Source organism: Ancylobacter sp. TW_SC_1 (assembly GCF_056836805.1).
Genome location: NZ_CM166365.1, coordinates 3017916 through 3030364, shown reverse-complemented (window position 1 = coordinate 3030364; position 12449 = coordinate 3017916). Strand labels below are relative to the sequence as shown.

At 68.1% G+C, this 12449-nt stretch carries 10 protein-coding genes; 3 read left to right on the top strand and 7 right to left on the bottom strand.

Annotation, left to right across the window (positions count from 1 at the left end):
• Positions 1-8 precede the first annotated feature (8 nt).
• On the top strand, positions 9-734 hold the full coding sequence (gene recO / locus AC1PZ7_RS14005; protein WP_482355824.1) for a DNA repair protein RecO: 726 nt from the start codon (positions 9-11) through the stop codon (positions 732-734).
• Here recO and AC1PZ7_RS14000 read toward each other — a convergent pair.
• Positions 731-1075 (bottom strand): hypothetical protein, encoded by a 345-nt coding sequence (locus tag AC1PZ7_RS14000; RefSeq protein ID WP_482355823.1) that lies wholly within the window; start codon positions 1073-1075, stop codon positions 731-733. The genes recO and AC1PZ7_RS14000 overlap by 4 nt on opposite strands.
• 338 nt (positions 1076-1413) lie before the next feature.
• Between AC1PZ7_RS14000 and parC the strand changes: the two genes are divergently transcribed.
• Positions 1414-3648, top strand: a complete 2235-nt coding sequence (parC, locus tag AC1PZ7_RS13995) for a DNA topoisomerase IV subunit A (protein WP_482355822.1) — start codon at positions 1414-1416, stop codon at positions 3646-3648.
• A gap of 283 nt (positions 3649-3931) precedes the next feature.
• Here the strand turns inward: parC and AC1PZ7_RS13990 are convergent, their stop codons facing one another.
• The 6 genes from AC1PZ7_RS13990 to hemB form a co-directional block, all read right to left on the bottom strand.
• Entirely contained in the window at positions 3932-5944 is a 2013-nt protein-coding gene (locus AC1PZ7_RS13990) for a PhoX family protein (RefSeq protein ID WP_482355821.1), read from the bottom strand.
• A gap of 87 nt (positions 5945-6031) precedes the next feature.
• On the bottom strand, positions 6032-6781 hold the full coding sequence (locus AC1PZ7_RS13985) for an arginyltransferase (protein WP_482355820.1): 750 nt from the start codon (positions 6779-6781) through the stop codon (positions 6032-6034).
• An 83-nt stretch (positions 6782-6864) separates the two neighbouring features.
• The gene (locus tag AC1PZ7_RS13980) at positions 6865-7380 is read right to left on the bottom strand and encodes an RDD family protein (protein WP_482355819.1); all 516 of its coding nucleotides are present in this window, start codon (positions 7378-7380) and stop codon (positions 6865-6867) included.
• A 78-nt stretch (positions 7381-7458) separates the two neighbouring features.
• A complete protein-coding gene (locus tag AC1PZ7_RS13975; protein ID WP_482355818.1) occupies positions 7459-8685 on the bottom strand; it encodes a threonine ammonia-lyase in 1227 nt (408 codons plus the stop codon).
• A gap of 8 nt (positions 8686-8693) precedes the next feature.
• Positions 8694-10037 (bottom strand): branched-chain amino acid ABC transporter permease, encoded by a 1344-nt coding sequence (locus AC1PZ7_RS13970; RefSeq protein WP_482355817.1) that lies wholly within the window; start codon positions 10035-10037, stop codon positions 8694-8696.
• Positions 10038-10056: 19 nt separating this feature from the next.
• Positions 10057-11118, bottom strand: coding sequence for a porphobilinogen synthase (gene hemB / locus AC1PZ7_RS13965; RefSeq protein ID WP_482355816.1), 1062 nt, complete (start codon positions 11116-11118; stop codon positions 10057-10059).
• A gap of 246 nt (positions 11119-11364) precedes the next feature.
• Here hemB and AC1PZ7_RS13960 point away from each other — a divergent pair, with 246 nt between their 5' ends.
• Positions 11365-12426, top strand: coding sequence for an enoyl-CoA hydratase/isomerase family protein (locus AC1PZ7_RS13960; RefSeq protein WP_482355815.1), 1062 nt, complete (start codon positions 11365-11367; stop codon positions 12424-12426).
• Positions 12427-12449: the final 23 nt, after the last annotated feature.

Below are 12449 nucleotides of genomic sequence, written 5' to 3'. Positions count from 1 at the left end.
GGCCTGCCGTGGAATGGTCCGACGATGGCATCATCCTCGGCCTGCGCCGCCATGGCGAGGCCAATGCCATCGTCGAGCTGATGACGGCCCGGCACGGGCGGCATCTCGGTCTCGTCCGGGGCGGCGGCTCGCGTCGTCAGGCGGCCTCGCTGCAGCCCGGCAATGGCGTGCGGGTGGTGTGGCGCGCGCGCCTCGACGAACATCTCGGCGCCTTCGCGCTGGAGGTCACCGCACCGCGCGCCGGCCGGCTGATGGCGCAGGCGCATTCCGCCTTCGCGCTCAGCCACATCGGCAGCCTCGTGCGCCTGCTGCCCGAGCGCGATCCGCATCCGGCGCTGCACGAGCTGCTGGTGACCATGGTCGAGCATCTCGACGAGGTGCGGCTCACCGGGATGATGATCGCGCGGCTCGAGCTGACGATGCTGGCGGAGCTCGGCTTCGGCCTCGACCTCGAAAGCTGCGCCGCCACCGGTGGGCGCAACGATCTGCTCTACGTCTCGCCGAAATCCGGCCGCGCGGTCAGCCGCGACGCCGGCGAGCCCTGGCGGGCGCAATTGCTCAACCTGCCGTATTTCCTGATCAGCGAAGTCGCCGAGCCGCCGCAGCCGAGCGACGTCCAGGCCGCCTTCGAACTCACCGGGCACTTCCTCGCCCGGCGAGTGTTCGAGCCGCGCGGCCTGCCGCTGCCGGACTCGCGCGCGGCGCTTCTGTCGGCGCTGCGCCGCGCCGTCTAGTTGATCGGCGTGGTGAAGGTTGGATCGGCGTAGTAGTTGCCGTTGTAGAAATAGCGGCGGCCGACCCAGACCATGTTGCAGCTGGGAACCACCACGCGGACCGCATGGCCGCGTATGTCAGAGCGGACGGCGACGCGCTCGCGGCAGATGTTCATCCATCCGGTGGTGCCCGTCCCGCCTATATCCTGCCCGCCCGTATCCTGCGTGCCGTTCGCGCCGGCACGCGGCAGCTCCGTCCGTGGCGGGCCGAGATAAAGATATGTCGGCGGCTGCGCGGCCGCCTGATCGGCATAAATCCCCGCACCCGCTGCAAGCAGCAGGCCGGCTAGCGTGAGTCTCATCGACTGTTCCCCCGAAAAGTCGCCTTAACTAACTTACCCCAACACCAGACAAAACGCACCTAATTTAGTTCGACTTTCATATCAGTTTCGTTTCATTGGAAGAGAAACCGAAACGATACCCAGGCGAAAGGGAAGCGAAACGCGAGACGGCGTCGCCGGCGCGAAATCCCTTTCGAGTGCATTCAGTCGAAATGCCGGAGCTTTCGTTTCTTCAACGCCCGTCAACGGCAGCGCGGCGCCCATGTCCGAATCACGTCGTCATCTTCCGGTTGTGCGTAGTGCGACTCATGCTGCGTTCGCGTCTTGTTCCCGGCGGCGCTTCGATGTAGCCAGAGGACATGGGAGAGCCACCGATTCCGACCGATGACGGCACGATCGAACCGATCGGCCTGAAGGCGGCGCTCGAGGAGCGCTACCTCGCCTATGCGCTCTCGACCATCATGCATCGCGCCCTGCCGGACGCCCGCGACGGGCTGAAGCCGGTGCACCGGCGCATCCTCTATGGCATGCGGCTGCTGCGGCTCGATCCCGGCGGCGGCTTCCGCAAGAGCGCCAAGATCGTCGGCGACGTGATGGGCTCGTTCCATCCGCACGGCAACATGGCGATCTACGACGCCATGGTCCGCCTGGCGCAGGATTTCTCGCAGCGTTATCCGCTGGTCGACGGGCAGGGGAACTTCGGCAATATCGACGGCGACAACGCCGCCGCCGAACGCTACACCGAGGCGCGCCTGACCGAGGTCGCCCGGCTGATCCTCGACGGCATCGACGAGGACGCGGTCGATTTCCGCCCGAACTATGACGGCACGACCGAAGAGCCGGTCGTCATGCCCGGCGCCTTCCCGAACCTGCTCGCCAACGGCTCGACCGGCATCGCCGTCGGCATGGCGACCTCCATCCCGCCGCACAATGCGGCCGAGCTGATCGACGCCAGCCTGCATCTCATCGAGAACCCGCAGGCCACCACCGACGACCTTCTGAGGTTCGTGAAGGGTCCGGATTTCCCCACCGGCGGCGTCATCATCGAATCCCCGTCCTCGATCGCTGATGCCTATGCGACCGGACGCGGCGGCTTCCGCCTGCGGGCGCGCTGGGAGAAGGAAGAGACCGGGCGCGGCACCTATGTGATCGTCGTCACCGGGATTCCCTATGGCGTGCCCAAATCGCGTCTGGTGGAGAAGATCGCCGACCTGCTCAACGAGAAGAAGCTGCCGCTGCTCGCCGATGTGCGCGACGAGAGCGCCGAGGATGTGCGGCTGGTTCTCGAACCGCGCGCGCGAAATGTCGACGCCGAGCTGCTGATGGAGAGCCTGTTCCGGCTGACCGAGCTGGAAACCCGCTTCCCGCTGAACATGAACGTGCTGGTCGGCGGCCAGGTGCCGAAGGTGGTCGGCCTGGTCGATGCGCTGCGCGAATGGGTCGACCATCGCCGCGAGGTGCTGCTGCGCCGCTCGCGCTTCCGCCTCAATGAGATCGAGCATCGGCTCGAAGTGCTGGGCGGCTACCTCGTCGCCTATCTCAATCTCGACGAGGTGATCGCCATCATCCGCGAGGAGGACGCGCCCAAGCCCGTGCTGATGGCCCGCTTCGAGCTGACCGACGTGCAGGCGGAAGCGATCCTCAACATGCGGCTGCGCTCGCTGCGCAAGCTCGAGGAATTCGAGATCCGCAAGGAGCACGATGCCTTGTCCAAGGAGAAGGACGGCATCGAGCAACTGCTCGCCTCAGAGGCCAAGCAGTGGAAGACGGTCGCCTGGCAGCTCGGCGAGACGCGCAAGATGTTCGCGCCCGAGACGGCGCTCGGCCGCCGCCGCACCACCTTCGGCGAGGCCTCGGCGCACAAGGCGGATGCGGTGATCGAGGCGCTGGTGGAGCGCGAGCCGATCACCGTCGTGGTGTCGGACAAGGGCTGGATCCGCGCCCTCAAGGGCCACGTCGCCGACCTCTCGACGCTCACCTTCAAGGGCGACGACAAGCTGAAGATCAGCTTCCTGACCGAGACCACCGCGAAGCTGCTGGTATTCGCCACCAATGGCCGCTTCTACACGCTCGACGCCTCCAAGCTGCCGGGCGGGCGAGGCCATGGCGAGCCGCTGCGCCTGTCGATCGAGCTCGAGCAGGAGGCCGACATCGTCGACGTGCGGCCCTATCAGAGCGGCGGCAAGCTGCTGGTGGCGGCGAAGGAAGGCCGCGGCTTCGTCGTCGCCGAGGATGATTGCCTCGCCAATACCCGCAAGGGCAAGCAGGTGCTCGGCGTCGACGGGCAGGATGCGGTGAAGGTCGTCCCGGCTGCGGGCGACACCGTCGCGGTGATCGGCGAGAACCGCAAGCTGCTGGTCTTTCCGCTCTCGCAGATTCCGGAGATGGTGCGCGGGCGCGGCGTGCGGCTGCAGCGTTACAAGGACGGCGCGATGTCGGATGTGAAGGTGTTCGGTGCCGCCGACGGCCTGACCTGGACCGACACGTCGGGCCGCACCTGGACGGTGGCGGACCTCACCGAGTGGCGCGGCGAGCGCGCCGGTGCCGGGCGTCTGCCGCCCAAGGGCTTTCCGCGCAACAACAAGTTCGGCTGAGCGCCGCCGCGCGGCTTCGCGAACTCCCTCTCAGAGGGGCGTGCTCTGCCTTAAAATCGGCCCGACATCGCCGCTTCTCTCCCTTCAGGGCATTCCCCCTGATGGCCGGATTTGACCCCGGCCACCCAGGCCTGTGACCGGCCGCATGCGGCAAGGCTGGGTCCCCGGGTCGAGCCCGGGGATGAGGGAGAGGTGCGAAGGCTGCGTATGGGGAAGGCCAAAGCCCTCTCCCCGTCGGGGAGAGGGCTGGGGTGAGGGGCCTCGCACTGCCCGCCCGTATGCCTCAGGAGCCGATCTTGCCGCCATCCTGCTTGGTGATGACGACCACGGCCGGGCGCACCGGCATGTCGTCGCGGAAGTCCGGCCAGCGAGTGGACAGATCCTCGTAATAGGACGGCCGGCCGAACGGCGCCCAGTCGGTGCCGCCGTCGCCGGGATGCTGGACGGCGACGAAGGCGGTGCGGTCGTCCGGCGCGATCAGCGGGCCGCACAGTTCGGCGCCCACCGGCACGCGGAAGAACAGCTTGGAGGTCGCCCGCGCGCCGCCCTCGGTGTCCACCGCCCAGAGCCCGTCCGTGCGGCCGGTCTCCTTCGGGCCGTTGCCGTCCGTCGCCACCCAGAGCCGGCCGGCCGAATCGACCGCGCAATTGTCCGGCATGCCGAACCAGCCATTGCGGGTGGTGTCGGTGGAGAAGGAGGCGCCGACCGCCGCCACCGACGGGTCGCCGCACTTCAGCAGCACTTCCCATGTGCCCTTCGTCGCGGCGAAGTCGCCCCCCGCCTCGGTGATCTCGATGATGTGGCCGAAGGCGTTCTTGGCCCGCGGATTGGCGGCGTCGACCTGGTCGTCCTTGCGCTTCGTATTGTTGGTCAGCATCACGTAGACCTTGCCGTTGACGCCGTTCGGCTGGATGTCCTCGGGACGGTCCATCTTGGTGGCGCCGAGCAGGTCGGCGGCGCGGCGGGTCTCGATCAGCACGTCGGCCTGGCTGTTGAAGCCGTTGGCCGCCGTCAGCGGCCCCTGGCCGAACACCAGCGGCATCCATTCCAGCGCGCCGTCGGCGTCGAACTTGGCGACATGGAGCGTGCCGGTGTCGAGCAGGTCCATGTTGGCGGCGCGGTCGTTCGGGTTGAACGTGCCTGACGTGACGAACTTGTAGACGTAGTCGAAGCGCTCATCGTCGCCGAGATAGAACACGACGCGCCCGTCCTTGGCGACGATCGACTCGGCGCCCTCATGCTTGAAGCGGCCGAGCGCGGTGCGCTTCTTCGGCACCGAATTGGGATCGTTCACGTCCACTTCGACGATCCAGCCGAAGCGGTTCGGCTCGTTCGGCTCCTTGGCGAGGTCGAAGCGGTCGTAGATGTTGCCCCACTCATAGGCGCCTTCCGGCACGCCGTAGCGCTTGTAGTTGGCGGCCTCCCTGTGGCCCTCGGGCAGCGTGCCGAGGAAATAGCCGTGGAAATTCTCCTCGGCCATCACATAGGTGCCCCAGGGCGTGACGCCGCCGGCGCAGTTGTTCAGCGTACCGGACACCTTGGTGCCGGTCGGGTCTTCCGAGGTCTTCAGGCGGTCGTCGCCGGCGGCCGGGCCCGTCACCTGCATGGGCGTCGTCGAGGTGATGCGGCGGTTGAGCGTGCCCTCGCGCACCACCTGCCATTTGCCGCCGACCTTGCGAATCTCGACGATGGTGCCGCCATGCGCCGCCATCTCGATATCGACGCGCGCCTTGTCGGCCGGCGCCACCTTCAGCTTGCCCTCCGCGACATTGACGATGCCGGGGAACATCAGGTGCTCGTTGGTGTATTCGTGGTTCACCACCAGCAGCCCGTGCTCGGACGAACCGTCGAGCGGGATGAAGCCGACATAATCATTGTTGTAGCCGAACTGCCGGCGCTGGGCCTCGGCGCTCTGGTTCTTCGGGTCGAAGGCCGGCGAATCGGGAAAGAGCGGGTCGCCCCAGCGCAGCAGCACTTCGGCGTCGTAGCCCTCGGCGACATGGTGGGTCTGGTCGACGCCGGCCTCGACCTCGTTGAAGCTGAAGGCCGAGCCGTTGCCGGCGGGAGCGTCGCTCGCGGCCTGCGCCCTATCGGCGGAGAGCAGCGCCGCCGGGCCGACGGTCGCGGCGATGGCGGAAACGGCGAGCGAGCCTTTCAGCAGGCCGCGACGGGAGAAGCGAATCGAGATCAGCTCGCCCATGGTCGGGTTGACGGTGGGATTGCTGCCCGCACCATCGGCTTCCTCGAGCAGGCTGGTGCGGAAGGGGGACGCGTGATCAATGGAATCGTCGGTCATGGGGGGCTCCGGCAAGATTGATCCGCTCCGGATTGGAGACGTTCCAGTCTGCTATGCCCGCCGGATCACAGTCCCATGACACGCGACCTATTCGTCGACGCGCGTCCAGCCGGCCGGGGCGAGCCGCTCCTGCGGCAGGAAACGGCACTTGTAGGCCATCTTCTCCGAGCCCTCGACCCAGTAGCCGAGATAGACATAGGGCAGGCCCATGGCCTTCGCCTTGGTCACATGGTCGAGGATCATGAAGGTGCCGAGCGAACGGCCCACCTCGTCCGGGTCGTAGAACGAGTAGACCATGGACAGCCCGTCGGCGAGCACGTCGGTCAGCGCGACCGCGTAGAGCGAGCCCTGGCCGCGGCCGTTGACCGCCGTGCCCGGCCCGCGCCGGCGGTATTCGATGAGCCGGGTGCGGACATGGCTGTCCTCCACCATCATCGCGTAGTCGAGCACGGTCATGTCGGCCATGCCGCCATCGCTGTGGCGGCTGTCGAGATAGCCGCGGAACAGGGAATACTGCTCGGCGGTCGGCACGGCGGCGCGGATGTCGCCGAGCAGGTCGATATTGGCCTGCCGTACCCGCCGGAAGCTGCGCGTCTCGCGGAAATCGTCGACGCATACCCGCACCGACACGCAGGCGCGGCACTGCTCGCAGGCCGGGCGGTAGGCGATGGACTGGCTGCGGCGGAATCCGCCATGGGTCAGCACGTCGTTGAGCTGCGTCGCCCGCTCACCGACGAGATGCGTGAAGACCTTCCGCTCCGAGCGTCCCGCCAGATAGGGGCAGGGCGAGGGAGCGGTAAGATAGAATTGCGGTGTATCGCGCGAGTGTTCGGTCACGGGCTCTTCACGATGAGAATGCACCAAGGATTGCGCGACGCGGCCCCCGCGTCAAAGCCCCAATTTGCATCCCCCTATCGGCGTCAGCGATAGCGGCGCAGCAAGGCCGCCCGCTCCTCGTTGTTGGTCACGACGGTGCCGATGACGAGATCGTGCAGCAGCCGCTTGCGGCCGTTGAACAGGCCGACAATGGCGACCAGCGGCGTCAGCACACTCGCCGCGACCCAGAACAGCACGAGGCTCACCACGGCGAGCAGCGGATACATCGGCGCGCCGTACCACAGCCGCATCTCGATCCCCATGGCACGCATGCCGATGGTCGCCGAATGCGGTCCCCCGAGGGTGAGGCCGGTATAGACCAGCGCCCAGATCACCAGCGCCGGGCTGAGCAGGCTGAACAGGAGCCAGCCGAGCCCGAGGGTGATGAACCCGAAGACGAAGATCAGCAGCGCCGCCATGCCGATCGGCACGCAGATGATCACCGCGTCGATCAGGAACGCGATGAAACGGCGGAACAGCACGCCCTGGAAATATTCCGGCTCCGCCACCGGATCGAAGGCGTAAGGCTTGGGCTCACCGTAATACTGCGCGTCGGACATGCCGGTCTCCTCCCGCGTCATCAGGTGGTGGCGGCGCGCCGCGACGACAAGAGCCGGCGTGCCCTGTCGCGCGCCCGCTCAGCCGCCGGTGCGCCAGTCGATGCGCTCGACATCCATGCCGTTCTCGATCAACGCCCGCTGCACCTCGTCGGCGTGGGCGCGGTCGCGCGTTTCCACCGTCACGTCGAGCCGCGCGCCCTTGGCGTGGACGTCGAGGAAGTGGCGCTTGTGCTCGACTTCGAGAATGTTGGCGCCCAGATTTCCGAGCAGCGAGGCGATGATGCCGAGCTCGCCCGGACGGTCGAGCATGGAGAAGCGGAACGACACGATGCGTTCCTCGCGCTCCAGCTCGCGCATCATGATCGAGGCGACGATGCGCGGGTCGATATTGCCGCCGGACACGACAAGACCGACCTTGCGGCCGCGATAGCGGTCGGGCTCGGCCAGAAGCGCGGCGAGGCCGGCCGCGCCGGCGCCCTCGGCCAGCGTCTTCTGCTGGGTCAGGAAGAGATTGACCGCCCGTTCGATGGTCGGCTCGCTGACCAGCACGACATCGGACACGAGGGCGGAAACCAGTTCGCGCGTCAGCGTGCCGGCCTGCTTGACCGCGATGCCCTCGGCCAGCGTCGCGCCCTCGCAGGGCAGGGACTGCTGGTGGAGCGCGTTCCACATGGAAGGGTAGAGCCGGGTCTCGACGCCGACGATTTCGATGTCGGGGCGCATGTCGCGCGCGGCGACCGCCATGCCCGAGATCAGTCCGCCGCCGCCGATCGGCACCAGCAGCGCGTCGAGGTCGGGCGCGTCCTCCAGCATCTCGACGGCGATCGAGCCCTGGCCGGCGATGACATGGGCGTCGTCATAGGGATGGACCCAGACGAGGCTCTCCTGCCGGGCGATGCGATCCGCCTCCTCGCTGGCGTCTCCCACCGACTCGCCGTGCAGCACGACGCGCGCGCCATGCGCCTCGGTGGCGGCGACCTTCACCATCGGCGTATGCTTGGGCATGACGATGGTGGCGCGGATGCCGAGCCGGGCGGCGTGATAGGCGACGGCCTGCGCGTGGTTGCCGGCCGACATGGCGACGACGCCGGCGGCGCGTTCCTGCGGCGACAGGCTGGAGAGCTTCACCAGCGCGCCGCGCTCCTTGAAGCTCGCCGTCACCTGAAGGTTCTCGTATTTCACGTAGACATGCGCGCCCGTAATCGCCGAAAGGCGCGGCGCCGGCAGTGTGGGCGTGCGCAGCACCGCGCCGTCCAGCACCTTGCGGGCGGCGGCGACGTCGGCGGGGGAAACGGGCAGGGTCATAGAACCACTCAGAATTCTCGCGGCGACGGCGCCGCACGATTGAGGAGGCCGCCCGGTCGCAGGACCAGGAATGCCGCCAGGAGGGAATAGATCACCACGTCGCGATACGCGATGTCGAAGGTCGAGGACCACACGATTTCGACGCCGGCGACGAGGGCGGCGCCGAGGAACGCCCCCGGTACGGAGCCAATGCCGCCAATAATTGCCGAAATCAAGGCTTTGAGCGTAATCGAAAGCCCGTCGCCGGGCGAGATGCTGCCATAGGCGATCACGATGGCGACGCCCGCCAGCCCGGCGCAGGCGCCGGCGAGGGCGAAGGTGGCGCCGATCAACGCCGGCACCCGCACCCCGATCAGCGCCGCCATCAGCGGATCGTCGGCATAGGCCCGCCACGCCCGGCCGAAGCCGGTGAAGGAGATCAGCCCGAGAAGGGCGGAGATGCCGGAGAGGGTGAGACCGGCGGCCAGAAACTGCGCGGGCGTCGCCGTGGCGACGAAGCCGTGTTGCCCGGCGATGTAGATCGGACGATTGAGCAGGGCGGGCAGCCAGTTCTCCCGACCTCCTGATGTGAGGCGGAAGGCTTCCGCCAGCACGATGGCGACCGCGACGGTGGCGATCAACACCGGCTGCGGCGATCGCGACCGTTCGGCGACCGGTGCGAACACGACCCGCCCGATCACCCCGCTCAGCAGCGCCGCCGCCGCCACGCCGGCGACGAGCGCCAGCGCCAACCCGCCCGGACCGATGCGTCCGCCGAGGCTGACGACGCCGACCGTGATCAGCATGTAGATGCCGCCGGCGACCGCGATCTCGCCGAAGGCCAGGTTGATGCGGCCATACAGGCCGTGCACCAGCGCGAAGCCGGTGGCGATGAGACCGTACACCCCCGCCATCACGATCCCGCCCAGCGCCTGCTGCAGCCAGTAGGCGCTACGGGCGGAAAGGGCAAACAGGGGAGGGCGCGCCACCTGTCCCGCGCTTCCCTCGAGCCACCAGCGCTTGAGGATGTAGAGCTTGACGTCGCTCAGCGGCCCGCGATCGGTATTCACCGCCACGAGGTCGAAGCGCCCGGCACCGGTTTGTGCGGCGAAGTGACAGATCAGCCAATGCGGCGCGCTGCCGAGTGGCCCACGCGCGCGGTAGCCGTAGCGCAGCGCCGTCGCGTCGCCGGGAACGGGATTGAGCGAGGATTCGATGATCTCGGTATCCTCGCCGTGCAGCGCCGGAGCGACCGCACGGCAGATGCGCGCCTGATCGGCGTCGATCACCGATCCGCAGCCGGCCAGCTGCAAACCGATGCAGATCAGGGCAAGATGCAGCAGGAGATGGCAGCAGCGCGTGCAGTCCGGCATGGGATGCCCGCGCCGCCGCTCAGGCTTCGCGGACGAGCTTTTCGGCGACGCGCGGAGCGAAATAGGTCAGCACGCCGTCGGCCCCGGCGCGCTTGAACGCCATCAGGCTCTCCATCATGGCGCGCTCGCCGTCGAGCCAGCCATTGCGGGCGGCGGCCTCGATCATCGCGTATTCGCCCGACACCTGATAGGCGAAGGTCGGCAGGCCGAAGGCTTCCTTCAGCCGGTAGACGATGTCGAGATAGGGCAGGCCAGGCTTCACCATCAGCATGTCCGCGCCTTCCTCGATGTCGAGCGCGGCCTCGCGCAGCGCCTCGACGCCGTTGGCCGGGTCCATCTGATAGGTGCGCTTGTCGCCCTTCAGGCAGCCCGACGAGCCCACCGCATCGCGGAACGGGCCGTAGAAGGCCGAGGCGTATTTGGCACTGTAGGCAAGGATCTGCGCGTCGAGATGGCCGCTCGCGTCGAGCGCGCGGCGGATGGCGCCGACGCGGCCGTCCATCATGTCGGACGGCGCGATGACATCGGCGCCGGCATCGGCCTGCACCAGCGCCTGCTCGACCAGCACGGCCACGCTCTCGTCGTTGAGGATGCGCCCGTCGCAATCGAGCAGACCATCATGGCCGTGGCTGGTGTAGGGGTCGAGCGCGACGTCGGTGATGAGGCCGATCTGCGGCACGGCGTCCTTGATGGCGCGAAGCGCGCGGCAGACGAGGTTGTCGCGGTTGAGCGCCTCGCGCCCGTCGACGGTGCGCAACGCCGGATCGGTGTAGGGGAACAGCGCCAGGGCCGGAATGCCGAGCTTCGCCGCCCGCTCCGCCTCGCGCACCGACTCGTCGACGGTGAGTCGCTCCACGCCCGGCATGGAACCGACCGGCGCGCGCTCGCCATGGCCATCCATGACGAAGATCGGCCAGATCAGGTCCGCCACCGTCAGCGTGTTCTCACGCATGAGCTGGCGCGCCCATTCGGACTTGCGGTTGCGCCGGGGGCGCTGCACCAGGTCGAGCTTCGACGACACGTCCGACCGATTGGCGGGCTCGGGATAGACGGGACGCGGACGGGCGAAGGGAACGGTCATGGGCATGCTCGCGGAAGACGGGTTCGGTCGCGGACGACCCAGGATGCGATCGTCTAGGACTGCGGCAGTTTCGAATGCTTATAGCTTCATACGCGGTGGAGCGCGACCCGTTCAGCCGGGCGATTGCGTATAGGCCCGCCAACACGCCGCAGGGCATGTTGACGCGCCTTAGCCGGACGGCCGGCTTTTCCCGGCGCGCGGAACCGCTTAAGTGGCGGTGCGACAACCGAAGCGAGGCCGGCAGACGTGACCACAGACATCGGCATCAGGTTCGAGCGGCGCGGCGCCGCAGGCATCGTGACGCTCGACCGTCCGCGCGCGCTCAACGCGCTCGACCATCCCATGGTCAGGGCGCTGCACGCCCAGCTCGGCACATGGATCGAGGACGGGCGTATCGCCCATGTGGTGCTGCGTTCGGCGCATGAACGCGCCTTCTGCGTCGGCGGCGATGTGCGGGCCATGGCCGAATTGGGACGCACCGGCCGCAAGGAGGAGGCACGCGACTACTGGCGGGACGAATACGCGCTCGACTACCTCATCTCGCGCTATCCCAAGCCCTTCGTCTCGCTGGTGGACGGCATGTGCTTCGGCGGCGGCTTCGGCATGTCCGGCCATGGGCGCTACCGGGTGGCGGGAGAGAATCTCGGCTTCGCCATGCCGGAGGTCGCCATCGGCCTGTTCCCGGATGTCGGCGGCACCTTCGTCCTGCCGCGGCTGCCCGGCTGGAGCGGCACCTGGCTCGCCATGACCGGCGCGCGCATCGGCATGGCGGATGCCATGGCGCTCGGGCTCTACACCCATCACATCCCGACCGCCCGCTGGCCGGAACTCATCGACGCCCTCGCGGCGGGCGAGGCGATGGAGGCCACGCTCGCCCGCTTCGCCATCGTCCCGCCGCCACCGGCGCTCGGAGCGCTCTTTCCGCACATCGACCGCATCTTCGCCGGCGGCTCGGCCGAGGCGATCCTGATCGCGCTCGACAAGGTGGGCGAGGGCGAGGGGCCGGTCGCCGCCTTCGCCCGCGTGCAGCGCGACACGATCCGGCGCGCCTCGCCGACCAGCGTGCACATCGCGTTTCAACAAATGCAGCGCGGCCTCGGCGCCGATCTCGCCGGCTGCCTGAAGCTGGAGTTCCGGCTGGTCACGCATCTGCTCGACCAGCACGACTTCTATGAGGGCGTGCGCGCGCTGCTGGTCGACAAGGACCAGAAGCCGGTCTGGCGCCCCTCGCGGCTGGAGGATGTCGACCCTGCCGCCATCGCCGCGATGTTCGACGCGCCGCTTCCCGACGAATTGCTGCTTGCCTGAGTGCGTTTTGGAGTATGGAAGCG

Excerpts from the sequence above, each read along its gene's own strand:
- hemB (WP_482355816.1), bottom strand. The coding sequence starts at position 11,118 with ATGACCGTTCCCTTCGCCCGTCCGCGTCCCGTCTATCCCGAGCCCGCC.
- AC1PZ7_RS13970 (WP_482355817.1), bottom strand. The coding sequence starts at position 10,037 with ATGCCGGACTGCACGCGCTGCTGCCATCTCCTGCTGCATCTTGCCCTG.
- AC1PZ7_RS14000 (WP_482355823.1), bottom strand. The coding sequence starts at position 1,075 with ATGAGACTCACGCTAGCCGGCCTGCTGCTTGCAGCGGGTGCGGGGATT.
- parC (WP_482355822.1), top strand. The coding sequence starts at position 1,414 with ATGGGAGAGCCACCGATTCCGACCGATGACGGCACGATCGAACCGATC.
- AC1PZ7_RS13990 (WP_482355821.1), bottom strand. The coding sequence starts at position 5,944 with ATGACCGACGATTCCATTGATCACGCGTCCCCCTTCCGCACCAGCCTG.
- AC1PZ7_RS13980 (WP_482355819.1), bottom strand. The coding sequence starts at position 7,380 with ATGTCCGACGCGCAGTATTACGGTGAGCCCAAGCCTTACGCCTTCGAT.
- AC1PZ7_RS13975 (WP_482355818.1), bottom strand. The coding sequence starts at position 8,685 with ATGACCCTGCCCGTTTCCCCCGCCGACGTCGCCGCCGCCCGCAAGGTG.